The organism is Exiguobacterium sp. s166, assembly GCF_018618855.1.
Classification (GTDB): Bacteria; Bacillota; Bacilli; order Exiguobacteriales; family Exiguobacteriaceae; genus Exiguobacterium_A.
This window is the reverse complement of record NZ_JACSMU010000001.1, coordinates 75,026-100,892: the sequence shown is the minus strand read 5'-3', so window position 1 is coordinate 100,892 and position 25,867 is coordinate 75,026. Positions and strand designations below refer to the sequence as shown.

The following is a 25,867-nucleotide window of genomic DNA, read 5'->3' as shown; positions in this document are numbered from 1 at the left end:
AGGGGTTCACGACTCACATGAAACAATCCAAATTATTTATGCCTACTTTACGGGAAGTACCATCCGATGCAGAAGCCATCAGTCATCAGCTTTTGTTACGGGCAGGGTTTATGCGTCAAAATGCAGCCGGAATCTATTCGTATCTTCCACTGGCGAAACGCGTCCTGTCGAAAATCGAGACGATCATTCGTCAAGAAATGGAGGGAGCTGGTGCGCAGGAATTGTTGATGCCAGCTATTCAACCAGCAGAACTATGGGAAGAAACCGGACGCTGGGATATTTACGGTCCGGAACTGATGCGTTTGACGGACCGTCACGATCGACGGTTTGCGCTTGGTGCGACACATGAAGAGTTGATTACGTCCATCGTCCGTGATGAGCTGAACTCCTATAAAAAATTACCGGTCAACTTGTTCCAGATTCAAATGAAGTACCGGGATGAACGCCGTCCACGGTTCGGATTACTCCGTGGCCGTGAATTCATCATGAAAGATGCCTATTCGTTCCATTCGTCGCAAGAGAGTTTGGAAGAAGAATATCAAAATATGTTTAATGCCTATACAAAAATCTTCACACGTGTCGGACTCGAGTTCCGTCCGGTCGTCGCAGATTCCGGTGCGATTGGCGGTAGTGGAACACATGAATTCCATGCCTTGGCTGCTATCGGCGAAGATACGATCGTGTATTCTGATCAGTCGGATTATGCGGCGAACCTGGAGATGGCAGAATCGGTCGATCAGTACACAAAACAAGATAAAGCATCAGAAGCATTAGAAGAAGTTCACACAGGTGACGCCAAAACAATTGAAGCTGTCAGTGCAGTACTTGGATTACCGGAACAGGAGTCGATCAAAACGGTTGTCTTCAAAACGGAAGAAGGTCTTGTCATGGCGCTCGTCCGTGGTGATCATGAAGTCAATGACATTAAACTGAAGAATTACCTCGGTGCTCTCGATATTATGATGGCAACGGATGAAGAAATCGAGCAGGCACTCCATTCGACACCGGGAACGCTCGGACCGATTGGGGCCGACATGAAGGTTGTTGCGGATTATGCAGTGCGGGCATTAACAAATTCTGTTTGCGGCGCGAACAAGCCGGAAACGCATTACGTGCATGTTGAGCCAAACCGCGACTTTGAAGCAGAATACACAGATTTACGATTCGTCGAAGAAGGTGACCTCTCACCGGACGGACAAGGACACGTCAAGTTCGCTCGAGGAATCGAAGTCGGACAAGTCTTTAAACTCGGGACACGTTATTCAGAGGGCATGAATGCTACGTTCCTTGATGAAGGCGGGAAAGCCCAACCGTTGATCATGGGTTGTTACGGGATTGGTGTCTCGCGGACGATGTCTGCCGTCGTCGAGCAACATTACGATGAACGCGGCATCATCTGGCCAAAAGCCATTGCACCATTTGATGTTCATTTGATTGCCGTCAACGGTAAAAATGCAGAACAAATGCAAGTGGCGGAAACGGTCTACCATGACCTGACGGCCGCCGGATTCTCGGTTCTCTTTGACGATCGGAAAGAACGTGCCGGCGTCAAATTCGCCGACGCAGACTTGATTGGACTGCCTGTAAGAATCAATGTAGGTAAAAAAGCACCGGACGGTATCGTGGAACTGAAAGCACGACGCGGTGGAGAAGCAGAAGAAATTCAACAAGCAGATCTTCTTGAAGCTGTTCGTTCGCTTTATGAAGGTTTACAATAAGTAATGGGAACGGTCACTTTTCGTAAAGTGACTGTTTTCTTGTCTCACACCCATTCGCCCCTTGGGCAATCTGCAAGAGGAGGAGGAGTGGCTGTCATGGTGTGAAGCAACAACGACAGCACAAATGCGAGTGGATACACAACAACGCATGTCGCTCTTGATGAGCGATTTAGAATTACCAACCGGCATCGTTGAAGAATTTTTTACAGATGCTTCACTTGAAAAATTACGGGTCCAAAAAGCAACCGCGACATGGACTTTCCATATCCGACTGCTACAGGTCTTACCTCAAAACGTTTATCAGATGTTTTACAGTCGGCTGAAAAGCCGTTACCAACAGTTTGCGGAGGTCAAATTACTGCTTGAATCCGAGCAACGTCCCGACGCTAAACTATTTATTGATTACTGGCCGTATATCGTCGAGGATTTGGCTGATGCCTCGTCAGCGATGCGGAGTCATCTAAGCCGTGTTTTGCCGGAGTACCGGGACAATAAACTATTTATTCCGGTTCGAAGTGAACCGGAAGCCGGATTCCTGAAAAATGATCTTTGCGGTGAAATGCAATTATTATACGGGGCATACGGGTTCCCGAAATTTGTGTGTGAACCGGTCGTCCAGATGGATCAAACTGAGCAGGAAGAATTACGGAATCAGGTTAAACAGGAGGATATTGATGAAGCAAAACGAATGCTTGAACTTCAATTCAAACGGGAACAATCCCGTGACGATGACGAAGGACCAATTGATATCCGGATTGGAAAACCGATTCAAGACGAAGTGGTACCGATTAAGACGATTCAAGATGAAGAACGCCGGATTGCAATCCGGGGACTTGTTTTTGCGGCAGAAAGTCGGGAACTCCGCAGCGGAAAAACAATCTTTACATTTAAACTGACCGACTATACGGATTCTTTGGTCGTCAAAATGTTTGCCCGTGACGAGACCGATGTCAAAATCCTGTCGGCTATCAAAAAAGGCATGTGGATTCAAGTAGCGGGCCGTGTCGAATTTGATACGTTCTTGCGTGACTTGTGTATGATGATCGCCCAGTTATCCGAAGTCAAAATGGAACTGCCGGCCGATCCATGGGCGGGTGAGAAACGGGTCGAGTTACATGCCCATTCCCAAATGAGTCAGATGGATGCTGTCATGAACGTGACGAAATATGTGGAGCGAGCAGCTGCCTGGGGGCACCCGGCAGTCGCCATCACTGATCACGCGGGGGCGCAAAGCTTCCCGGATGCGTATTATGCCGGAAAGAAAAACAACATCAAGGTGTTATACGGGATTGAAGCGAACGTCGTCAACGACGGGGTTCAGGTCGCGTATCATCCGGTCGATCAGGACTTGGAAAAAGCAACGTTTGTCGTTTTTGACGTCGAGACCACCGGATTGTCTGCGATGTATAACAAAATCATCGAGTTAGCCGCTGTTAAGATTTACGATGGAGACATCATCGACAAGTTCGAAGCGTTTGCTGATCCAAAACATCTCTTGTCAGCGACAACGATTGATTTAACGGGAATTACCGATGAGATGGTCCGCGGAAAACCGGACCCGGAACAAGTCGTCAAGGAATTCATGGACTGGGCGGGGGATTCGATTCTCGTTGCCCACAATGCTTCCTTTGATATCGGGTTCTTAAATGCCACATTACGGTCCGGTAACCATGATGAATCGACTTTACCCGTCATCGATACGCTCGAACTCGCGCGTGTCCTGATGCCGAGTCTTAAAAATCACCGTTTGAATACGCTCGCGAAACGATTTGATATTGAATTGACCCAGCATCACCGGGCGATTTACGATGCGGAAGCGACCGGCTATTTGATGCTCAAACTACTGCAAATGGCGGACGAGATGTTTAATATGAAGACTCACCTTTCGCTTAACCGGGAGATGGGAAAAGATATTTCACGGGCACGTCCGTATCATGCGACGGTCTATGCCAAAAACCGGACAGGTCTGAAAAACTTGTATCAGCTGATTTCGCTGGCGCATACGAAACACGTCCACCGTGTCGTCCGGACACCGCGTTCGCAACTCGTTGCGCACCGGGACGGTTTGATCATAGGTTCGGCCTGTGACAACGGGGAAGTGTTTGATGCAGCCCTTAATAAATCAGATGAAGATTTGGCGAAGGTCATGCGTTTTTATGATTTCATCGAAATTCAGCCACCTGCGATGTACGGTCATTTAATCGAACGGGAAATCGTTCAAAATGAGTTGGAACTGCGGGATTTGATCAAAAAGGTCATCCGGGTCGCGGAAGAAAACGATATTCTGCCGGTAGCGACGGGCAATGTGCATTATCTGGACACACATGACGCCACCTATCGGGAAGTGTTGATTCGGACGCAGGGCGGCGCCAACATGCTGAATATGCGTAAACAATTGCCGCCGGCCCATTTCCGGACGACACAAGAAATGATGAGTGATTTTAAATTTTTAGGACCGGAACTGTCGGAGCGGCTTGTCATCATCAATAGTCAGAAAATCGCCGGCTGGTTTGAAAATATTGATATCATTCCAAAAGATTTGTTCACGCCTAAAATTGAAGGCGCGGATGAAGAGGTCCGGTCGTTGTCGTATGACATGGCGCATCGCATTTACGGCGATGTCCTGCCGGAAATCGTCGAAGCACGGCTCGAAAAGGAACTCAAATCGATTATCGGTCACGGATTTGCCGTCATTTATCTGATTTCGCACAAGCTCGTAAAAAAATCACTCGATGATGGATATCTCGTCGGATCCCGGGGATCGGTCGGTTCGAGCCTCGTCGCGACGATGACGGAAATCACGGAAGTCAATCCGTTACCACCGCATTACGTCTGTCCGAATTGTAAGGAGTCGGAATTCTTTGATGATGGATCGGTTGGTTCTGGATTCGACTTACCGGATAAAACGTGTAAGACGTGTGACGTGCCGTTAATCAAAGACGGGCACGATATTCCGTTTGAGACGTTCCTTGGATTCAAAGGGGATAAAGTACCGGATATTGATTTAAACTTCAGTGGAGAATACCAGCCGAAAGCCCACGCCTATACAAAAGTCTTGTTTGGTGACGACTATGTGTACCGAGCCGGGACAATTGGTACGATTGCCGAGAAAACGGCTTACGGCTACGTCAAAGGATATCAGTCTGAAAATGATTTAAACTACCGGAATGCTGAAGTCGACCGGCTCGTCAGCGGTGTGACCGGTGTCAAACGGACGACGGGTCAGCATCCGGGTGGGATCATCGTTGTTCCGGATTATATGGACATTTATGATATCAGTCCGATTCAATTCCCGGCGGATGACATGGGGTCCGAGTGGAAAACGACCCACTTTGATTTCCATTCGATCCACGATAACTTATTGAAACTGGATATCCTCGGACATGATGATCCGACGATGATTCGGATGCTGCAAGATTTGTCGGGACGCGATCCGAAAACGATTCCCGTCGATGATGCAGAGGTCATGAAGATTTTCAGTTCGACAGAATCGATTGGCGTGACACCGGAACAGATTGATTCGAAAACCGGGACGCTTGGGATTCCAGAGTTTGGGACAAAATTTGTCCGACAGATGCTTGAAGAAACAAAACCGACGACTTTTTCAGAACTTGTCCAGATTTCCGGTCTGTCTCACGGCACGGATGTCTGGCTCGGTAATGCCAGTGAGCTGATTTATAACGGAACATGTGAACTGAAAGACGTCATCGGTTGCCGGGATGATATCATGGTCTATTTGATTTACGCGGGTCTTGAACCGTCACTTGCCTTTAAAATCATGGAATCGGTCCGTAAAGGGAAAGGTCTTTCAATTGAGATGGAAGAGGCGATGATTGAAAATCATGTACCGCTTTGGTATATCGATTCGTGTAAAAAAATCAAGTACATGTTCCCGAAAGCCCACGCCGCGGCCTATGTGTTGATGGCCGTCCGGATTGCTTATTATAAAGTCCATCATCCGATGTACTATTATGCCTCTTACTTCACGGTTCGTGCCGGTGATTTTGATATCGGGGCGATGAACAAGGGATCGGCAGCGATCCGCAAAGTATTGCAGGATATCAAAGATAAAGGATTTGAAGCAACGGCGAAAGACAAGGGGCTGTACACCGTGCTTGAGATTGCGCTTGAAATGATTGAACGGGGCTTTACCTTCAGCAAAGTCGATTTGTATAAATCGAGTGCATCCGAGTTTCTGATTGATGGAGATTCGCTACTGCCGCCGTTCGATGCTGTCACCGGTCTTGGAACGAACGCGGCGAAACAAATCGTCGAAGCCCGAAAAGGCGGTGAGTTCCTGTCGAAGGAAGATTTGCAAAAACGGGCGAAACTCTCGAAGTCGATTATCGAAACGCTGGATAATCTCGGTTGTCTGGAAGGTCTTCCGGATGAGAACCAACTCTCGTTATTTGACCTCTAAAGCCTTGCGGATGCTTGCTTAAGAAGGTGCATTATGCTATATTGAGTGAGGAAATGTTTTTTATACTACGACTTGGAAGGAGTAGGGGGACCTGCTCCTTTCTTGTTTGTTTTTTGAAGGAGGATGAAGATGACGAACGTAACTGAGAAGGTCGAACAACTCGCTAAACCGATCGTAGAACGAGAGGGGATGGAGCTTGTCGACGTCGAATTCGTCAAAGAGGGGGCGGATTGGTTCCTACGTGTCTCCATCGATAAAGAAGGTGGCGTTGACCTGGAAGACTGTGTCAACATCAATGAAAAGTTATCGGAAGCATTGAATCAAGATGATCCGATTGACGAACCCTACTATTTAGATGTTGCGAGTCCAGGTGCTGAACGACCACTCAAAAAAACCGAGGATTTCGAAAAGGCGATTGGCAAACACGTCTATATCAAGACGCATGATCCCGTCAAGGATGCGACAGAATTTGAGGGTACACTACTGACTTATTCTGAAGAAATGCTTGAACTCGAAGTCCGTGTGAAGACACGAAAATTGAAAATTGAAATACCGGTGAACAAGATCGCGATGGCGCGGCTTGCGGTAGTGTTCTAAGGAAAGGAAGAGAACGATGGGACCACAGTTACTTGAAGCAATCGAACAAATCGCTAAAGAAAAAGAGATTGATAAGAATATCATCATCGATGCGCTGGAACAGGCATTGATTTCCGCTTACCGTCGCAACTTTGGAAAAGAGTCGGAGGCAGTAAAAGTCGAATTTGACCAACAGACAGGAGATATCCGTGTCTTTGCCTTAAAAGAGGTTGTTGAACGTTTGACACAGCCGGAAGAACAGCTTTCACTCGAGGAAGCACACGAAATCGATCCAACGTATGAACTCGGTGATTTCCATAAAGTCGAAGTGACACCAGGTGATTTCGGACGTGTCGCAGCACAAACGGCGAAACAAATCGTCACACAAAAGATGCGCGAAGCAGAGCGGGAACGTATTTACAATCATTTCGCCGACCGGGAAGATGAAATCATGACCGGAATGGTTGAACGTCAGGATGCACGTAATCTTTACGTTAACCTGGAGGGGATTGAAGCCGTACTGACGACACACGAACAGATGCCGAATGAACGTTTCGGAATCCGGGAATACATCAAAGTATACGTAACGAAAGTCGATCCAATGGTCAAGGGATCAGGCGCATCGATTCTTGTATCGCGGACACACCCAGGTTTATTAAAACGTCTGTTTGAAATCGAAGTACCTGAAATCGCCAGCGGCGAAGTTGAAGTGAAGTCGGTAGCACGTGAAGCCGGCGACCGTTCGAAGATTGCCGTTGCTTCCGACGAAATCGATCCTGTCGGTGCATGTGTCGGTCAAAAAGGAGCGCGTGTCCAACGTATCGTTAACGAATTAAACGGAGAAAAGATTGATATCGTCCGTTATTCAGATGATCCGAAAGAATACGTCGCCAATGCATTAAGTCCAGCACAAGTCGTCGCCGTATATGTCAATGAGCCGGCAAAAGCGACAATCGTCGTCGTACCGGACTTCCAATTGTCACTTGCGATCGGGAAACGTGGTCAAAATGCCCGTTTAGCTGCCAAGTTAACAGGATGGAAAATTGACATCAAGAGCGAATCAGAAGCAGAATCGATGGAATTGAAAGATGTCTTCATGAAAGTCGAACCTGCGGCAACAGATGCAGTTGACGTGGAAACGGTCCAAGTCGAAGGCGAGGAATAATTCGTGCAAAAAAAGGTACCATTACGCAAATGTGTCATCACACAAGAGATGCGTCCTAAAAAAGAGTTAATTCGGGTCGTCCGGACACCTGACAGTGAGGTTGTCGTCGATCTTAATGGTAAAATGAATGGGCGAGGCGCCTATTTGACGAAAGATGCCACTGTCATTGCGACAGCAAAAAAGAAGCGCACACTCGATCACCATCTGAAAGTCAAAACAACAGATGCGTTATATGATCAATTGCTTGCGATCGCGGGAGGTACACATGAGTAAATGGGAATCGCTCCTTGGTCTCGCGAACCGAGCGCGGAAAGTGACGACTGGAGAAGAACTCGTACTGAAAGAAGTACGGGGGGGACAAGCCAAACTCGTCCTCTTAGCAGCAGATGCGGGGGCTGCCACGCGTAAGAAAGTGACGGATAAATGTACAAGTTATCGTGTTCCGTACATCGAAGTCGGAGATCGAAACATTCTTGGACATGCACTTGGGAAAGACGCGCGTGTTGTCGTGTCAGTCAACGAAGCCGGATTTGCGAAAAAGCTAACGGAACTCCTCTCGAACGATTAACTGGAGGTGGATCTTTTGGGTAAACGTGTATACGAATTCGCGAAAGAACAGAATGTAACGAGTAAGCAGGTCATCGCCCAGCTCGAAAAGCTGGAAAAACCCGTTAAGAATCATATGGCGGTTTTAGATGAACAGACAGTACAGCAACTCGACAAAGTATTTAATCCCGAGAAACATCGGGTCCAAAAAACGGAGGCTCCAAAACAAGTGAAATCAGACAATAAACCGAACAGACCAGGAACAACTAACAAACCAGCAGGGAACCAATCACGCAATACAAAAGGCGGACGTCCGGAATTCGGAAACCGCAATAACCGCGGTGGAAAACGCCGTCCACAGAAAAAAGTGGAACCACGTAAACTGGAAGTAGCAGACCCAAATTCAAAATCAAGTCAACGAAAAGCAGCACGTCGGGCGCAAGAAGAAGCAATGGCGAACGTCGTTCAATACGCAGACAACTTAACAGTCGGCGAATTGGCTGAAAAAATGGATAAAAAACCAAACGAACTGATCATGAAATTGATGGGAATGGGCGTTATGGCGACCATTAACCAAGATCTCGATGATGAGACGGTTGAATTGCTTGCATCTGACTTCGGATTTGAAGTCGAAAAAACAGTTAAAGTCGATGAAACAGACTTCGATGCATATGAACTGAACCTCGATAACTACGAATTGTCAGAACGTCCACCGGTCGTTACAATCATGGGACACGTTGACCACGGTAAAACGACATTGCTTGACTCGATCCGAAACACAAAAGTCACAGCAGGCGAAGCCGGCGGAATTACGCAGCATATCGGTGCCTACCAAGTAGAAATCGAAGGAAAGAAAATTACATTCCTCGATACACCAGGTCACGCCGCGTTTACAACAATGCGTGCACGTGGGGCAGATGTCACGGATATCGCCATCATCGTTGTCGCAGCAGATGACGGCGTCATGCCGCAAACGGAAGAAGCGATCAGCCACGCAAAAGCAGCCGGAGTTCCAATCATCGTTGCTGTCAACAAGATGGATAAAGAAGGCGCTAATCCAGACCGTGTCAAACAAGAATTGACGGAGTTCGAACTCGTAGCCGAGGACTGGGGCGGTGACACGATTTTCGTACCGGTTTCAGCTCTTAAAGGAGACGGAATCGACGAGTTGCTTGAGATGATTCTTCTTGTCTCCGAAGTCCAAGAATATAAATCTACACCGGACATGCACGGACGCGGAACGGTCATCGAAGCGAAACTCGATAAAGGACGCGGACCTGTTGCGACATTGCTCGTCCAACACGGAACACTTCGTGTCGGAGATCCAATTGTCGTCGGTCATACGTTCGGCCGGATTCGGGCAATGGTCAACGATATCGGTCGCCGTGTCAAAGAGGTTGGCCCGTCGACACCAATCGAAATTACAGGCTTGAACGATGTACCAAAAGCCGGAGATCAATTCTTTGCGTTTGAAGATGAGAAAAAAGCCCGTCAAATCGGGGAAGCGCGTTACCAACGTGAAATCGAGGCACAACGCCGCGATTCAGCGAAAGTCAGTTTGGAAGATCTCTTCGACCGGATCAAAGAAGGCGAAGTCAAAGACCTCAACATCATCATCAAAGGTGACGTTCAAGGTTCAGTCGAAGCCCTCGCCGGTTCACTCAAGAAAATCGACGTCGAAGGTGCTAAGATCAACATCGTCCACTCAGGTGTTGGTGCCATCACAGAAGGTGATGTCATCTTGGCTTCAGCAGCTAACGCCATCATCATCGGCTTTAACGTCCGTCCAGATGGTAACGCGAAATCGATGGCAGACCAAGAGAAGGTTGAGATTCGTCTTCACAAAATCATCTACAATGCGATCGAAGAAATCGAACAAGCGATGAAAGGTCTTCTTGACCCAGAATTCGTTGAGAAAATCATTGGTCAAGCTGAAGTTCGTGACGTCATCAAAGTCTCGAAAGTCGGAACGATTGCCGGTGGTTATGTCACAGAAGGTAAATTGACACGTGCTGCAGGTGTTCGTGTTGTTCGTGACAGCATCGTTATTTATGAAGGAAAACTCGATACGTTGCGCCGCTTCAAAGACGATGTCAAAGAAGTAGCAGCCGGTTACGAGTGTGGAATCAAGATCGAACGATACGACGATATCAAAGTAGACGATGTCATCGAAGCGTTCATCATGGAAGAAGTTAAACGCAAGTAACAGAACGGATCAGAATCCGAACTGGAGGGATATAGAATGAGCGTACGTTCCAATCGTGTAGCAGAGCAGGTGCGTAAAGAAATTACGCAAATGTTGATTAAAGATGTGAATGATCCGCGTGTCAAGGCGGTGACGGTAACCGGTGTTGAAGTCACAGGTGACTTACAACAAGCAACGATCTTTTATTCGGTGCTCGGTGATGAAACGGTGCGTGAAGAAGCGCGCGTTGGTCTTGAAAAGTCAAAAGGGTTCATGCGTAAAGAAATCGGATCACGGATCCGTTTACGGAAGACACCTGAATTGCTGTTTGAGATCGATACATCTGTCGAGTACGGATCACGGATCGACGAATTGCTCCGGAACTTGAACAAGGATTAACAAGACAAGGGCAACCACACCTGTGGTTGTCCTTTTTTAGGAGGGACAAGGATGGAACCCATCGGAGTATTACCGTTAGATAAACCAGCAGGTATGACGAGTCACGATTGTGTTTTTCGACTGCGTCGCCTTTTTCAAACAAAAAAAGTCGGACATACCGGAACGCTTGATCCGGAAGTGACAGGTGTCTTGCCGATTTGTCTCGGACGAGCAACGAAGCTTGCGCGCTTCATTACGGACGAAGGGAAGAAGTATGTCGCAGAAGTGACGATTGGCTATGCGACGACAACCGAAGATGCCCACGGGGAAACCGTTCGGGAAACGCCGGTCCCACCTGATGCATTTACGGAGCAGCAAGTCGATGAAATACTCAATCAACTGACCGGACAGCTGGAACAGACACCGCCCTATTATTCGGCCGTGAAAGTAAACGGGAAAAAATTATATGAATATGCCCGTAAAGGCATCGAAGTGGAACGACCGACCCGAATCGTTCAAATCGATACACTGGACCGAACATCTGAATTGACTTTTGAAGACGGTGTCTGCCGTTTTCAAATCGAAATTGCCTGCGGAAAAGGCACGTACATCCGGACACTTGCGGTTGAAATCGGTGAACGGTTAGGTTATGCGGCCCATATGAGTGAATTGCGCCGGACAAGCTCGGGTGCGATGTCCGAAACAGAAGCGGTGACACTTGCAACACTTGAAGCCTGTGAGACGGTGGAAGAGCGGATGCAGTACGTTTTACCGATTGAACAAGTCATTCAAAAGTGGCCACGGTTGACTGTAGACGCCGAGACAGCGGCCCGTGTCTTGAATGGTGCCAAGTTAGCAGGCATTCCTGTCGAATTTGAACGCTTTACTGTCTATAATGAAGAGGGCATCCCTTTAGCAATCTATCGGCTTGATTCCGAAATCAATATGGGACGCGTAGAAGTCATGTTACAAATCGATTAGGATCGGAGAGATCAGGAATGGACATCATTCATTTAACATATCCAGAACAACCAGTAGAAGACCCGGCTGTTATTGCACTCGGCTTTTTTGATGGCGTACATCTTGGACACCAACGTGTTTTACAAACCGCAATTGAAAAAAGCCGCGAATTACATCTGCCGGTAGCGGTCATGACGTTTGATCCTCATCCGAAACAAGTACTTGGTAACGGAACGGAACAGATTCTCTACATTACACCGCTGGACCGAAAACTCGAAAAGATGGCGCAACTTGGCATTGACCGGGTGTATGTCATTGAATTCACAGTCGCCTTTTCAGAGTTGTCACCACAAGACTTCGTTGACCACTATTTAATTGCTGCCGGAGCACGCCACATTGTTGCAGGATTTGATTATTCGTATGGACGGTTCGGGGCAGGCAAAATGGCGACGCTTGATTTCCACAGTCGTGGACGATTTGGTCATACGATCGTTTCAGAACACCAAGCAGACGATGAAAAGGTCAGCTCGACACGAATTCGTCGTTTGCTCGCAGATGGCGCCGTCGCAGAGGCAGCTCTGTTGTTAGGTGAGCCGTATCAAACGAAAGGGATTGTCATTCATGGCGACGCCCGCGGTCGCCAAATTGGATTTCCGACCGCCAATATCCGCCCGGAATTTACTTATGTCATTCCGAAACTAGGTGTCTATGCGACGTTTGTTCATCTAGAGGATGGGCGAAAATTTCCGGCAATGACGAACATCGGACGGAGACCGACGTTTTATGAGACGGGAGAAGTCAGCATCGAAACTCACCTGCTCGCATTCGACGAAGATTTATATGGACAGGAACTGAAGCTCGAATGGATGGCTTACTTACGGGACGAACAAGCATTCGATGGAATCGAGAGTTTAAAAAATCAACTTGCCCAAGATAAAATTCACGCGATGCAGGCATTAACGGTTTGACAGACGGTGACGGGTTCGTTATGATGAGTCAGTACGAATACGTACAGCCGGTTGGCTTGGCATCAGGTCTCACCATCCGATGCTCGGCAATACGGTCATTCAAAAGATGGAGGTGGAGTGACAATGGCACTCACTAAAGAACGTAAAAATGAAATTATCGAAGCTTATGCTACGAAACAAGGCGATACTGGTTCGCCGGAAGTACAAGTTGCTGTTTTAACTGAACAGATCACAACTTTAAACGATCACTTACGTACACACAAAAAGGATCACCACTCACGTCGTGGTCTCTTGAAAATGGTTGGTCGTCGCCGTAACTTGCTCACATACCTTCGTAACAAGGATGTTTCACGTTACCGTTCATTGATCGAGCGTCTTGGTCTTCGTCGCTAATCCGAACAGATCAACAAGGAAGCAGGAGCATCGTCTCCTGCTTCTTTTTTTTGCCGATTCGTGGACATTTGGCGCAAGAACATCCATAATTAGATTTGAATGAAAAAACGGATAGAAGTGAGAGGGGATTTGTGCATGTCACAAACAAAGCAGACGTTTTCGACCGAACTCGGTGGACGTCCATTAACAATTGAAATCGGTCAACTGGCCAAACAAGCAAACGGAGCAGCATTGATCCGTTACGGTGAGACGGCAGTCCTTGCGACGGTCGTAGCATCAAAACAACCGAAAGACTTAGATTTCTTCCCATTAACAGTGAACTATGAAGAAAAATTATATGCAGCAGGTAAGATTCCGGGTGGCTTCCTAAAACGTGAAGGACGTCCGGGCGAAAACGCGATTTTGACATCACGTTTGATTGACCGTCCGATCCGTCCCTTGTTCCCAGATGGATTCCGTCATGACATCCAAGTTGCAACGACGGTCTTATCTTCAGATGAAGACAATTCACCAGAAGTCGCAGCGATGATCGGGGCTTCCATTGCCTTGTCGATTTCAGACATTCCATTTGATGGTCCGATTGCCGGCGTGACGATTGGTCGCGTGAACGGTGAGTTCATCATCAACCCGACAATGAGTCAAGCAGCTGAAAGTGATATCGACCTTCAAGTTGCCGGAACGAAACATGCGGTCAACATGGTCGAAGCCGGAGCAAAAGAAGTGTCGGAAGAAGCGATGCTTGAAGCGATTCTTCTCGGACATGATGTCATCAAGACATTGATTGCGTTCCAAGAAGAAATCGTCGCAGCCGTTGGTCAAGAGAAATTCGCCTATACGGTTTCTTCGTTTGACGAGACACTTGTCAACCGTTTGAAAGCTGATGCACTTGCAGAAGTGACGATGGCGGTTCAAGTCGAAGAAAAACAAGCACGCGATCTTGCCATCAACGAAGTCATTTCGAAATATATCGATCAGTACGCAGCAGATGACTCGATTACGGAAGCGCAATTGGCAGAAGTATCGGGTGTCTTGAACAAATTCGTCAAAACAGAAGTACGTCGTTTGATTACAGAAGACAAAGTCCGTCCAGACGGTCGTGGTCTTGCTGAAATCCGTCCGCTTGACTCGGAAATCGGATTGTTACCACGTGCACACGGTTCAGGTTTGTTCACACGTGGTCAAACACAAGTCTTGTCTGTTGCGACGCTCGGTGTCGCAGGAGATGCGCAAATCATCGATGGACTTGGACTCAAAGCAGAAAAACGTTTCATGCACCATTATAACTTCCCGCCGTTCTCAGTCGGAGAAGCTCGTCCGATGCGTGCACCGGGTCGTCGTGAAATCGGTCACGGAGCACTCGGGGAACGTGCACTGTTACCAGTTCTTCCATCAGAAACAGATTTCCCTTACACGATTCGTCTCGTGTCAGAAGTTCTTGAATCAAACGGTTCGTCTTCACAGGCATCGATTTGTGGATCAATCCTTGCGATGATGGATGCAGGTGTGCCGCTGAAAGCACCGGTCGCCGGAATTGCAATGGGCTTGATTAAAGAAGGCGAAAACTATTCGATCCTGACAGACATTCAAGGGATGGAAGATCATCTCGGCGATATGGACTTTAAAGTCGCAGGAACTAAAGACGGAGTGACTGCTCTTCAAATGGATATGAAGATTGGCGGAATTACGCGTCAAATTTTAGAAGAGGCGCTTGAACAAGCGCGTCTCGGTCGTTTACACATCCTTGAACACATGAATTCAGTCATTGCTGAACCACGTGTCGAGTTGTCTAAATATGCACCGAAAATCGTCACATTGAAAATCAATCCGGATAAAATCCGTGATGTGATTGGACCCGGCGGTAAAGTCATCAACAGCATCATCGATGAGACGGGTGTTAAAATCGATATCGATCAAGACGGAACAGTCTTTATCGCGTCAACGGATCAAGACGGCATCAATCGTGCTCGTCAGTTGATTGAAGATATCGTCCGTGAAGTCGTCATCGGAGAAGAATTTGACGGGACAGTTCGCCGCGTCGAAAAATTCGGTGCTTTCGTCGAACTATTCAAAGGAAAAGATGCTCTTGTACACATCTCGGAATTAGCACTTGAGCGTGTTGGCCAAACTGAAGATGTCGTCAAATTAGGCGATAAATTGAAAGTCCGTGTCACAGAAGTCGATGACAAAGGACGTGTCAATGCATCGCATAAAGTATTGCTTGTTGAAGGTATGAGTGCGGAAGATCGTGCTGCATACGATGAAAAGAAAAAAACAGAGCGTGACAGCCGCCCGCCGCGTCGGGATACTGGATCTCGCCCACCACGTGACGGACAACGTCCACCGCGTCGTAACTAATGAAAACAAAGGTGGCTCAACGGTGCGAATACGTGCACCGCGGGCCACCTTGTTTCATATTTCAAGGAGGAATGAACGATGGTCGAAAGACTTGTATTAGAGAATGGGGTTCGAATCGTCAGTGAACGGATCGAGAATGCCCGGAGTGTAGCAACCGGTATTTTCATCAAAGCCGGTTCCCGGACGGAAACCAAAGAAGAACATGGCATCAGCCATTTGATTGAACACATGATGTTTAAAGGGACGAAAAAACAATCGGCAAAAGAAATTGCCGTTTATTTTGACCGCTTGGGTGGTAATATTAATGCATTCACGAGTAAAGATCAGACCTGTTATTATGTAAAGACATTGGATGAACATGCCATCACGGCGTTTGATGTCCTCGCTGACATGTTTTTGGAGTCGACGTTCGACGAAGAGGAACTGGAAAAAGAAAAGCGGGTCGTGATTGAAGAAATTAAAATGTACGAAGATACACCAGATGATTTGGTGCACGAACTGTTAGCAGTGGCCGCTTACGGGGAAGACGTCATGGCCCGACCGATTCTCGGTACGGAAGAAAGCGTCAAGCAACTGAGCCGTCAAATGATTGTAGAGTACCTGCAGGAAGCGTATGCACCGGAACAAATCGTCATCTCGGTTGCAGGGCATGTGACGGATGAATTGATAACACAAATTAAAAATCGGTTCAATACACTGCAGACAAGTGAAACCGTCCGCCAAATTGAAGAACCGACTTTGAAAAGTGACTCGTTGCGGAAAGAAAAAGACACGGAACAAGTCCATGTTTGTTATAACTTCCGAGCAATCCCTTCTGCTGATGATCGTTTGCCGACGTTAGCCTTACTCAATAATGCGTTCGGAGCGACGATGTCGAGCCGCCTGTTCCAATCGATTCGCGAAGACCGTGGATTAGCCTATTCCGTCTTTTCGTACTATACGACATTCGATGATCATGGCACGTTTACGATTTATGTCGGAACATCAAAAGAAACGCTGGAAGAAGTTGAAACCGTTCTTTCAACGGAAATCAAACAACTGCTCGAACATGGTCTGACGACGAAAGAGCTAGAAGATGGAATCGAGCAGTTAAAAGGATCGTTGATTTTAGGAAATGAGAGTATATCCAGTCATATGAACCGTAATGCCCGGAATGAACTCCATTTAGGAATGCATCCGACGCTAGAAGATGTACTGGCAGAAGTGGAACAGATTACGCCTGCTAACGTTCAGGAAATGATTGCGTATATCTTTAGTGAACCACCGGCTAAAGCTTACATCTTGCCGGAAATCGATGAGGCAGACCTTGAAACCGAGTGAACCTTACCCTACACTGAAATAGCATGTAACTGAAAAACAAGTTGTTGAGAAAGAAGGAATACCCTTGAATTTAGCTGAACTAATCGAAGTCATTCAGACTCAAAAAACGGAACGTATGGTAGAGGCAGTCGTGACGTCTTTAACAACCGATTCACGTGATGTGAAGCCAGGTACGTTATTTGTCGCCATTAAAGGTTATACAGTGGATGGACACGATTATGCCAAACAGGCCGAAGCACAGGGGGCTGTCGCCATCGTGTCAGAACGCTTGCTCGATGTGACGATTCCTGTCATTCTTGTCAGAAGTACGACCCGGGCGATGGCAGAACTTGCCGGTAAGTTTTATGATTATCCTTCTGAAAAGATGCGGATGATCGGAATCACCGGAACGAACGGAAAAACGACGACGACGACGATCGTCCGTGATGTCTTGGCCCAGTTGGGACGGAAAACGGGAATCATCGGTACCGTCGAAGTCAAAATTGGTGACCGGGTCGTCCCGAGTCGTAATACGACACCTCAAAGTTCGGAACTGCAAGCCTTTTTCCATCAAATGCACCAAGAAGGCGTCGAAGACGTCATCATGGAAGTCTCTTCACACGGATTGGAGCTCGGACGGGTGACCGGAACAGATTTTGACGTGGCTGGGTTTACGAACCTGACACACGATCATCTCGATTTCCATAAAACATTCGAGAATTATGCACGGGCAAAAGGATTGCTCTTTGCACAACTCGGGCAACGGCTATCCGATAAAAAAGTCGCAGTCTTGAATGCAGATGATGAGATCAGTCAGTTATTTGAGATGATGACGGGTGCCCGTGTAATGACATACGGGATTGATCAATCGGCCGACTTGATGGCTACAAATATTACACAAACGCTTCAGGAAACAACATTTACGATGGTTTATCAGGAACAATCGGTCGAACTGACTGTTCAATTCATCGGTCGATTCAACGTCTATAACTTACTGCTTGCCACAGGCATCCTTCTTTCAATCGGCTACAGTTTAACTGAGATTTCGAATGCGATCACTCAGATTCAGCCGGCAAAAGGTCGGATGCAACGTTTGCCGATTGACGGTTACAACATTTATGTGGACTATGCGCATACGCCGGATGGTATCGAACAATGTTTGAAAGCATTAGTTGATGTTCCAAAAGAAAATATCGTCTTTTTAATTGGAACAGGCGGAAATCGGGATGTGACCAAACGGCCGATGATGGGACAACTTGCCTCAACGTACGCGGGAACAGTCGTCATCACGACGGACGATCCCCGTTTTGAATCGTATGAGTCCATCACATCCGGAATCGCATCCGGGATGCTTCACGATCAATTCGTTGAAATCGGAGACCGGGAAGAAGCAGTCCGCTACGCAGCGAGTCTTGCTCGACCGGACAACATCGTTATTCTAGCAGGAAAAGGGCATGAAAAATATCAAATCATTGGGGATGAGAAGACACCCCTCGACGAAGAGGTACTCGTTAAAGAGATGATACGCCAATTGGAGGAAAAGAAGTGACTTATCAACAACTTGAAATTGAACAGGCGCAGTTTGAACAGTTTGTAAAAACCCACCCGAAAGGAGATCTTCTCCAGTTACCTGCTTGGGGATCCGTCAAGGCAGCAACTGGCTGGACGCATGAACGGATTGCGGTCGGAACGTCAACCGGTCAGCTGGTCGGGGTCGCATTGTTATTGTTTAAAAAAGTTCCGAAATTACCGTTTACGTTATGTTATGCTCCACGCGGATTTGTCGTTGATTATACAGATCAGTCAGCCGTTGCGGCATTACGGGATGCAGCGATTCGAGTCGCAAAAAAACGAAAAGCGATTACGATTAAACTCGATCCGAACGTCGACCGGACGGAATATCCGAACTTGCTTCAAGAAATGAAGGAACTCGGATTTAAGCACAACGGATTCGGAGGCGGATTTGATTATGCGCAACCGCGCTTTACGATGGAGACGAGTCTTGAAGGGTCGGAAAAAGAAATCTTTGACCGTTTCCATTCCAAGTTTCGTTATAATGTCCGTTTGGCCGAACGAAAAGGGATTGTTTGTTACGAAGCATCGCGGGAAGAGTTAAAAACATTTGCGAACCTGATGGTCGAAACAGGAGAACGTGATGGGTTTTCGATTCGCGGTCTCGATTACTTTGAAAATCTTTACGATCATCTTCGTCCGACTGGAGATGCGGCATTGTTTTTAACTAAACTGGATGTCGTCCGGGCGCTTGAAAATACGGAAGCAGCCTTATTACAAGCAGATAAGGAGTTAACGAAAATCCACCGTCAGCTGGAAAAAGAAACGGTCGAAAAAAAAATCAACAGTTTGAATAATCGACTCGAACAGACGACTGCTCAGATTGAAAAGGCAGAGAAATCGAAAACTGAACTGATGGCGATTGCGGCAAAACATCCAAACGGAGTGATTCTTTCAGGCGGTTTGTTGACGCTTGCCGGTCGCCGGTCGTATTACCTATACGGTGCCTCGTCAAACGAATACCGTGAATTCATGCCGAACCACTTGATGCAATGGACGATGATGCGTCATGCGAAAGCGCACGGAGCCATTTCATATGACTTTGGCGGTGTGAGTGGATCAACGGATCCGGACGATCATTATGCGGGTCTCTATGCCTTTAAGTCAGGTTGGGGCAGTGAAATGATTGAAAAAATCGGAGAATTCGACTATGTCCTGAACAAGCCGTTATATCTGTTGCTTGAAACAGGATTGCCGATTCTTCAAAAAATTCGGAAGAAGTTACGCCGCTAATGAAACGGGGAACAATCTTCATCTGGATTTTGTTCCTGCTGGTCATGTTTGCCATCGGATCCTTTCTTGCCGCGTCTACTAATCGAATGCCAAGCATTTTGATGGATCAGCCGGAGTTAGGGCTGGAAAGTTGTCCACGAGACCGTGCCGGCGAGAACCGTCTCATTAACGACAGTGCCAATCAATTGAAGCAACTTCATCCGGCAGTCCGTACCGGTGCGGAGGATTTGATTCGTCTCAGTCATTCCTGCTACAACATTGATATCCGGATCACACAAGGATATCGGACAAAAAAACAGCAGGATGCACTGTATGAACAAGGCCGCTCACAAGCAGGAGACGTAGTAACCAACGCGCGCGGCGGAGAATCGATGCACAATTATGGTTTAGCGATTGACTTCGTTCAAATGATAGACGGAGATATTTCTTACGATTTAGAATACGACGGAAATCAATCAGGTAAAAGTGACTGGCGTGAGGTGGCTGCTGTCGGGAAAGCGCTTGGCTTTGAATGGGGCGGCGACTGGAAACGATTTGTCGATTATCCGCACTTCGAGATGACATTCGGTTATTCCTTGAACGAGCTTCAAGCAGGCGAGAAACCGAGCAGACAGGAAAAAGCAAACCGAACAGAGGAAATCGAGAAGCTGTTGAATCCGTAAAACGAACATCGTGTGGACCGAAAGAGTGGTCACACGATGTTTTTTTTCGTTTTCACCATCCCTGTTGTTGGCAGAATGGCAAAGTTCGGCTAGAATAGTGATAGTGATAAGTGGACGGCTCACGAAAAGTGAATATAAATAGGAGGTCATATCGTGTCAAAGAAAAAGACGGAAAAAGTAAGCGTCTTTGCTCTTGGTGGCGCCGGTGAAATCGGTAAGAACATGTACGTCGTCGAACTCGACGAGGACATCTTCGTAATCGATGCCGGGTTAATGTTCCCAGGAGATGAGATGCTTGGAATCGATAAAGTCATTCCAGACATTAGTTATTTAAAAGAAAACAAAGAGCGGATTCAAGGGATTTTCATTACTCATGGACATGAGGACCACATTGGTGCCCTCAGTTATGTCTTACGGGACTTAAAAGTACCGGTTTATGGAACACGTTTAACGCTTGGTTTGATTGAAATTAAATTAAAAGAAGCCGGTTTATTGAAAAAGGCAGATCTTCGTCCAATTGATGCCAAGACGAAATTAACCGTAGCAGGTCACTTCATTACGTTCTTCCGTGTTAATCACTCGATTCCGGATGCAGTCGGGGTATGTATCCAAACATCGCAAGGGGCGATTGTCCATACGGGAGACTTTAAATTTGACTACACACCAGTCGACGGCAAACAAGCTGATTTCGGGAAGATTGCCGCAATCGGTCAGCGCGGTGTCCTCTGTCTGTTATCTGATTCGACGAATGCCGAACGTCCTGGTATGTCCGGCTCAGAATCAACGGTCGGTTCGGAACTGAACGATGTCATCTATGAGGCACCAGGTCGCGTCATCGTAGCTTCCTTCGCATCAAACGTTCACCGTCTGCAACAGGTCTTTGCAGCGGCAGAAGCCAACAACCGGAAAGTTGCGGTTGTCGGTCGTAGCATGGTCAATATCGTGGAGGTCGCTCAACGTTTGAACTACTTGCGCTTTAAACAAAAAACGTTGGTCGAACTGTCGGAAATCACTCGACTTGATGATAATCAAGTTGTGATTTTAACGACGGGGTCGCAAGGTGAACCGATGGCAGCTCTCACACGCATGGCACGGAACGCGCATAAGCAGGTCAACATCCGCTTAAACGATACCGTTGTCGTTGCAGCGTCACCGATTCCCGGAAACGAGAAATCCGTTTCGAAAACAATTGATCTCTTGTTCCGCGCCGGTGCGAACGTCATCTACAATCAGCGGAAAGTTCATGTATCCGGTCACGGACACGCAGAAGACTTGAAGTTGATGCTGAACTTGATTAAACCGAAATTCTTCGTTCCAATCCACGGGGAGTTCCGGATGCAAAAGGCACACAGCCGTTTAGCACAAACGGTTGGTGTCAATGCGAACAACATCTTCATCATCGAAAACGGGGATGTCGTCGAGTTTGAAAAACGGAAAGCCCGGATGTCACGTAAAGTGAACGCCGGAAACGTCCTGATTGACGGAATCGGTGTCGGGGATGTCGGAAACATCGTCTTACGTGATCGTCGCCTGTTGTCACAAGACGGTGTTGTCCTCTGTGTGATTACCATCAGCCGAAAAAATAAAACGATTGTCTCCGGGCCAGAAATCATTTCCCGCGGATTCGTTTATATGCGCGAATCCGAAGATATGATCAATGAAGCCAACCGTATCGTTGCCAAGCAACTGCAAGGTAAATTGACTGGTGAGCTCGACTGGACAGAAATGAAATCATTGATTCGTGACAAGTTAAGTTCATACTTGTATGAACAGACGAAACGTCGTCCGATGATTTTACCGATCATCATGGAAATTTAACAAAAGGAGCGACTCAGGGAGGCCGATGGATGGTCAGCTGAGTCGTTTTTTTATCAGGAGGTCAGAGAAAGATGGCGACAACAAAAAAAGGACCGGTCCGGAAAACACCGCCACGAAAGCGCATCCCGGCGAAAAAACGGCCACCCGCGAAAAAACAGCGTCAACCGATCCAATACCGTACATATGCAGCAATCATCGCGGTTCTTTCATTGCTGGCGTACGTTTTAGCACTTGGACAGTTTGGACGTGTCGGTGAAGTACTGGCGCAATTCGCAACAGATCAGGTGGGACAGTTTGGTTCCCTTCTGTACGGTTTGATTGGCGGAATGTTGTTACTGATCTTATCAAACCAAGAACGGGTAGCCAAATGGGCCTGGTCTTCCTTAATTTTAGGTGGCTTAATCTGGATTGATTTGCTACTTGGTCAACCGCGTGGGGCCATGAATGCATGGCTGTATCAAGGTTCCTCTTATTATATCTCCAGTTTTGGGGCATTTATGATCGGTTTATTTCTGATGGTGACAGGAATTCATCTGCTTCAGCCGACATTTTTCAGTGAACTGGCGTTCGGGATCAAGGAACGAATTCAGGAATTCCGGCAACGCGAGCGACAGACAGTAGCAAAAGAACGTCCTCAGAAAAAGAAACCAACCCAGTCAGAAGCGCTAGAACAACCGGTTGCTAAAAAGAAAACATTGAAAAAACAAGCCGTCGAAGAACTCGTCCCGGAAGAAGCACCGGTCAATCTTCAAGATGTACCAATCATCGGATTTGCGGATCATGTCGAACCACAAGCGAAAGACCCACAAGGACCGCTGACGATGACGGAGACACCGGACGGGTATCAATTGCCGTCGCTTGATTTACTGTCAGAACCCGTCACAAAAGACTTATCAGGGGAAAACAAGCGCTTAAAAGACAATGCGACGAAACTGATTGCTACGTTAAAGTCGTTTGGAATTGGAGCAAAAGTCTTAAAAATCCATCTTGGGCCAAGTGTGACGAAATATGAGATTGAACCGGATCAAGGTATCAAGCTGAGTCGAATCACCGGACTGGCCGATGATTTGGCACTTGCGCTCGCAGCAAAAGATATCCGGATTGAAGCACCGATTCCCGGAAAAGCTGCCGTCGGAATCGAAGTGCCGAACCGGGAAGTCGCGATGGTCTCTTTACGAGAGGTCTTAGGGGCGGAGAGCGTTCAAGCAGACCCGGATCGCTTACTTGTTGCGCTTGGTCGAAGCATCTCCGGTGAGACGGTCACAGCGAAGCTGAATAAGATGCCGCATGTCTTAGTCGCCGGTTCAACCGGCTCCGGGAAATCTGTTTGTATCAACGGAATGATTGTTTCGATTTTAATGCGGGCCCGGCCAGATGAAGTCCGGCTGATGATGATTGATCCGAAGATGGTCGAACTGAATGTCTATAACGGAATTCCCCATCTGCTCGCACCTGTCGTGACAGATCCGAAGAAAGCGGCACAGGCTTTAAAACAGGTCGTTTCGGAAATGGAACGGCGGTATGAAATCTTCAGTCAGAACGGGGCGCGGAATATCGAAGGCTACAATGCCTTGATCGATAAGATGAACGCAGAGGAAAAAGTCCATCAACGCCTGCCGTACATCGTCGTTATCGTTGATGAGTTAGCCGATTTGATGATGGTTGCCTCAAATGAAGTCGAAGATGCCATCATGCGGCTCGCTCAGATGGCGCGGGCAGCCGGGATCCACATGGTCATCGCGACACAACGGCCAAGTGTCGACATCATTACCGGCGTCATCAAGGCCAACATCCCGTCCCGGATTGCTTTCAGCGTTTCCAGTGGGACGGATTCCCGGACGATTCTTGATACAAGTGGGGCAGACAAGTTGCTCGGACGAGGGGACATGTTATTGCTCGGGAACGGAATGAATAAACCGGTTCGCGTCCAGGGAGCATTCCTGTCAGATGAAGAAGTCGAAACAATCGTCAATCATGTCATTTCCCAACAAAAGGCACAATATGTCGAGGCTATGATTCCTAAAGATATTCCAGAAGGGGAGACGGAAGTCGACGATCCGTTATACGATGAAGTCGTTCAGTTCATCTTGACACAGGAGACAGCATCCACCTCGATGATTCAACGGAAATATCGGATCGGCTACAACCGGGCCGCCCGACTGATTGATGCGTTAGAAGAAAATGGTTTGATTGGTCCGTCTGAAGGATCAAAACCGCGTCGTGTCATGGGGCATTAACAGTTGAAAGAGGAGAGAGCCACCTGAGGCTTTGTCCTCTTTTTTTAGGTGAAAATCAAAAAATGAAAACTTAAACCGTTTTCATCAAAATAGTTGTCAGACGTCTGTTGATTTTGTGCGGGATATTTGTCATACTCAGTCATATGAGTTGGCGTACCCGATAAAGGTACGTGAGCGACTTTTTCACAAATAGATAATGAAAGCGCTCACATTACAGGAAGAGGAGTTGGCGATGATGAAAAAGCAGTATGCATTCGTATCAATGATGACCATTGCGACAGTCGGATTAGCAGCATGTGGAGGTTCGGCGGACAACAATTCAAATAAAAAGGAACAGTTTTCTGTAGCGATGGTTGCCGATAAAGGCGGAATCGATGACAAGTCATTTAACCAGTCGGCATGGGAAGGCCTTCAAGCGTACGGAAAAGAAAATCAGCTTAAGCAAAATGAAGGCTACTCCTATCTTCAGTCTAAGTCCCAACAAGACTACCAACCGAACTTGTCTCGACTCGCACGAGGCGGGGAAGATTTAGTATTCGGAATCGGGAATACGTTTAACGAAGACATCGAGACTGTAGCGAAACAATTTAAAGATACTCAATTTGCCATCGTCGACAATGTCGTACCGGGTAAAAATGTGACATCAATTACGTTCAAAGAGAACGAAGGCGCTTATCTTGCGGGAATTGTAGCGGCCATGCAGACAAAAACGGACCACATCGGATTTGTCGGCGGCATGAAGATGGATGTCATTGAGCGATTCCGTGCCGGATTCGAAGCAGGGGCAAAATCCGTTAATCCAAAAATCAAAGTTGACGTCCAATACGCTGAGGATTTTGCAGCACCGGAAAAAGGACAAGCAATCGCAGCCGGAATGTACGGAAAAGGCGCGGATATTATTTTCCCGGCTGCCGGCGGAACAGGAAACGGTGTCTTCACAGAAGCGAAAAACCGTAAGAAGAACGGCGAAGATGTCTCAGTCATCGGAGTAGACCGGGATCAAAAAGAAGAAGGTATGCCGGAAGACGTGACGTTGACATCGGTCATCAAGCGAGTAGATCGTGCGGTTCAAGATACAGCCAATGCGGCGAAAGACGGAAAACTAACGGGTGGGAAAACGATTCGTTACGGTTTAAAAGAACAAGGTGTCGATTTAGTAGAGTCAGACAAGCTGTCAAAAGAGACATTGAAAAAAGTCGAACAAGCCAAAAAAGCTGTTGTTGAAGGAAAAACAGTTGTCCCTGAACAATAAGCGACAGGTGGAAAAGGGGTATTCTTAGGTAGAATGCCCTATTTTCTTCCAATCTTATTTACGTTATGAAAAGGGTTACAAAAGCGCCAGAAGTCAGACTTCTAACCTGTTACAAAATGATTGCAGGATT

At 47.3% G+C, this 25,867-nt stretch carries 19 protein-coding genes; all 19 read left to right on the top strand.

Annotation, left to right across the window (positions count from 1 at the left end):
- Window positions 1–17 precede the first annotated feature (17 nt).
- Window positions 18–1,718, top strand: coding sequence for a proline--tRNA ligase (locus KNP93_RS00500; RefSeq protein WP_188004500.1), 1,701 nt, complete (start codon window positions 18–20; stop codon window positions 1,716–1,718).
- A 124-nt stretch (window positions 1,719–1,842) separates the two neighbouring features.
- Window positions 1,843–6,138: a PolC-type DNA polymerase III gene (locus KNP93_RS00495; protein WP_188004499.1), complete on the top strand. Its 4,296-nt coding sequence runs from the start codon at window positions 1,843–1,845 to the stop codon at window positions 6,136–6,138.
- 129 nt (window positions 6,139–6,267) lie between these two features.
- Window positions 6,268–6,735, top strand: coding sequence for a ribosome maturation factor RimP (gene rimP / locus KNP93_RS00490; RefSeq protein ID WP_114595525.1), 468 nt, complete (start codon window positions 6,268–6,270; stop codon window positions 6,733–6,735).
- Window positions 6,736–6,751: 16 nt separating this feature from the next.
- The gene (gene nusA / locus KNP93_RS00485; RefSeq protein ID WP_214852684.1) at window positions 6,752–7,879 is read left to right on the top strand and encodes a transcription termination factor NusA; all 1,128 of its coding nucleotides are present in this window, start codon (window positions 6,752–6,754) and stop codon (window positions 7,877–7,879) included.
- 3 nt (window positions 7,880–7,882) lie between these two features.
- Complete coding sequence (gene rnpM, locus KNP93_RS00480; protein ID WP_012370709.1) at window positions 7,883–8,152, top strand: RNase P modulator RnpM; 270 nt, start codon at window positions 7,883–7,885, stop codon at window positions 8,150–8,152.
- The gene (locus KNP93_RS00475; RefSeq protein WP_012370708.1) at window positions 8,145–8,447 is read left to right on the top strand and encodes a YlxQ family RNA-binding protein; all 303 of its coding nucleotides are present in this window, start codon (window positions 8,145–8,147) and stop codon (window positions 8,445–8,447) included. The genes rnpM and KNP93_RS00475 overlap by 8 nt, the downstream gene beginning before the upstream one ends.
- A gap of 15 nt (window positions 8,448–8,462) precedes the next feature.
- A complete protein-coding gene (infB, locus tag KNP93_RS00470) occupies window positions 8,463–10,631 on the top strand; it encodes a translation initiation factor IF-2 (RefSeq protein WP_026828043.1) in 2,169 nt (722 codons plus the stop codon).
- A 36-nt stretch (window positions 10,632–10,667) separates the two neighbouring features.
- On the top strand, window positions 10,668–11,009 hold the full coding sequence (rbfA, locus tag KNP93_RS00465) for a 30S ribosome-binding factor RbfA (protein WP_012370706.1): 342 nt from the start codon (window positions 10,668–10,670) through the stop codon (window positions 11,007–11,009).
- Between the two features lie 51 nt (window positions 11,010–11,060).
- The gene (truB, locus tag KNP93_RS00460) at window positions 11,061–11,969 is read left to right on the top strand and encodes a tRNA pseudouridine(55) synthase TruB (protein ID WP_131502564.1); all 909 of its coding nucleotides are present in this window, start codon (window positions 11,061–11,063) and stop codon (window positions 11,967–11,969) included.
- A gap of 17 nt (window positions 11,970–11,986) precedes the next feature.
- Complete coding sequence (locus tag KNP93_RS00455) at window positions 11,987–12,916, top strand: bifunctional riboflavin kinase/FAD synthetase (RefSeq protein ID WP_214852680.1); 930 nt, start codon at window positions 11,987–11,989, stop codon at window positions 12,914–12,916.
- Between the two features lie 123 nt (window positions 12,917–13,039).
- Window positions 13,040–13,309, top strand: a complete 270-nt coding sequence (gene rpsO / locus KNP93_RS00450) for a 30S ribosomal protein S15 (RefSeq protein WP_012370703.1) — start codon at window positions 13,040–13,042, stop codon at window positions 13,307–13,309.
- Window positions 13,310–13,444: 135 nt separating this feature from the next.
- Window positions 13,445–15,664 (top strand): polyribonucleotide nucleotidyltransferase, encoded by a 2,220-nt coding sequence (gene pnp / locus KNP93_RS00445; RefSeq protein ID WP_131972525.1) that lies wholly within the window; start codon window positions 13,445–13,447, stop codon window positions 15,662–15,664.
- Between the two features lie 78 nt (window positions 15,665–15,742).
- Window positions 15,743–16,984 carry a M16 family metallopeptidase gene (locus tag KNP93_RS00440; RefSeq protein ID WP_214852677.1) on the top strand — a complete coding sequence of 414 codons (1,242 nt, stop codon included), beginning with the start codon at window positions 15,743–15,745 and terminating at the stop codon, window positions 16,982–16,984.
- Window positions 16,985–17,048: 64 nt separating this feature from the next.
- Window positions 17,049–18,512, top strand: coding sequence for a UDP-N-acetylmuramoyl-L-alanyl-D-glutamate--2,6-diaminopimelate ligase (locus KNP93_RS00435; RefSeq protein WP_131502560.1), 1,464 nt, complete (start codon window positions 17,049–17,051; stop codon window positions 18,510–18,512).
- On the top strand, window positions 18,509–19,768 hold the full coding sequence (locus KNP93_RS00430; RefSeq protein ID WP_131502559.1) for a lipid II:glycine glycyltransferase FemX: 1,260 nt from the start codon (window positions 18,509–18,511) through the stop codon (window positions 19,766–19,768). The genes KNP93_RS00435 and KNP93_RS00430 overlap by 4 nt, the downstream gene beginning before the upstream one ends.
- The gene (locus tag KNP93_RS00425) at window positions 19,768–20,430 is read left to right on the top strand and encodes a M15 family metallopeptidase (RefSeq protein WP_114595532.1); all 663 of its coding nucleotides are present in this window, start codon (window positions 19,768–19,770) and stop codon (window positions 20,428–20,430) included. Before KNP93_RS00430 ends, KNP93_RS00425 begins: the two co-directional genes overlap by 1 nt.
- 153 nt (window positions 20,431–20,583) lie before the next feature.
- Window positions 20,584–22,248 (top strand): ribonuclease J, encoded by a 1,665-nt coding sequence (locus tag KNP93_RS00420; RefSeq protein ID WP_131502558.1) that lies wholly within the window; start codon window positions 20,584–20,586, stop codon window positions 22,246–22,248.
- A 71-nt stretch (window positions 22,249–22,319) separates the two neighbouring features.
- A complete protein-coding gene (locus tag KNP93_RS00415; protein ID WP_131502557.1) occupies window positions 22,320–24,485 on the top strand; it encodes a DNA translocase FtsK in 2,166 nt (721 codons plus the stop codon).
- Window positions 24,486–24,717: 232 nt separating this feature from the next.
- Entirely contained in the window at window positions 24,718–25,737 is a 1,020-nt protein-coding gene (locus tag KNP93_RS00410) for a BMP family lipoprotein (protein ID WP_214852674.1), read from the top strand.
- The last annotated feature ends 130 nt before the right edge of the window (window positions 25,738–25,867 follow it).

Excerpts from the sequence above, each read along its gene's own strand:
- KNP93_RS00415 (WP_131502557.1), top strand. The coding sequence starts at position 22,320 with ATGGCGACAACAAAAAAAGGACCGGTCCGGAAAACACCGCCACGAAAG.
- KNP93_RS00495 (WP_188004499.1), top strand. The coding sequence starts at position 1,843 with ATGCGAGTGGATACACAACAACGCATGTCGCTCTTGATGAGCGATTTA.
- rimP (WP_114595525.1), top strand. The coding sequence starts at position 6,268 with ATGACGAACGTAACTGAGAAGGTCGAACAACTCGCTAAACCGATCGTA.
- truB (WP_131502564.1), top strand. The coding sequence starts at position 11,061 with ATGGAACCCATCGGAGTATTACCGTTAGATAAACCAGCAGGTATGACG.
- rpsO (WP_012370703.1), top strand. The coding sequence starts at position 13,040 with ATGGCACTCACTAAAGAACGTAAAAATGAAATTATCGAAGCTTATGCT.
- KNP93_RS00410 (WP_214852674.1), top strand. The coding sequence starts at position 24,718 with ATGATGAAAAAGCAGTATGCATTCGTATCAATGATGACCATTGCGACA.
- KNP93_RS00500 (WP_188004500.1), top strand. The coding sequence starts at position 18 with ATGAAACAATCCAAATTATTTATGCCTACTTTACGGGAAGTACCATCC.
- KNP93_RS00440 (WP_214852677.1), top strand. The coding sequence starts at position 15,743 with ATGGTCGAAAGACTTGTATTAGAGAATGGGGTTCGAATCGTCAGTGAA.
- KNP93_RS00425 (WP_114595532.1), top strand. The coding sequence starts at position 19,768 with ATGAAACGGGGAACAATCTTCATCTGGATTTTGTTCCTGCTGGTCATG.
- nusA (WP_214852684.1), top strand. The coding sequence starts at position 6,752 with ATGGGACCACAGTTACTTGAAGCAATCGAACAAATCGCTAAAGAAAAA.
- KNP93_RS00455 (WP_214852680.1), top strand. The coding sequence starts at position 11,987 with ATGGACATCATTCATTTAACATATCCAGAACAACCAGTAGAAGACCCG.
- pnp (WP_131972525.1), top strand. The coding sequence starts at position 13,445 with ATGTCACAAACAAAGCAGACGTTTTCGACCGAACTCGGTGGACGTCCA.
- KNP93_RS00475 (WP_012370708.1), top strand. The coding sequence starts at position 8,145 with ATGAGTAAATGGGAATCGCTCCTTGGTCTCGCGAACCGAGCGCGGAAA.
- rbfA (WP_012370706.1), top strand. The coding sequence starts at position 10,668 with ATGAGCGTACGTTCCAATCGTGTAGCAGAGCAGGTGCGTAAAGAAATT.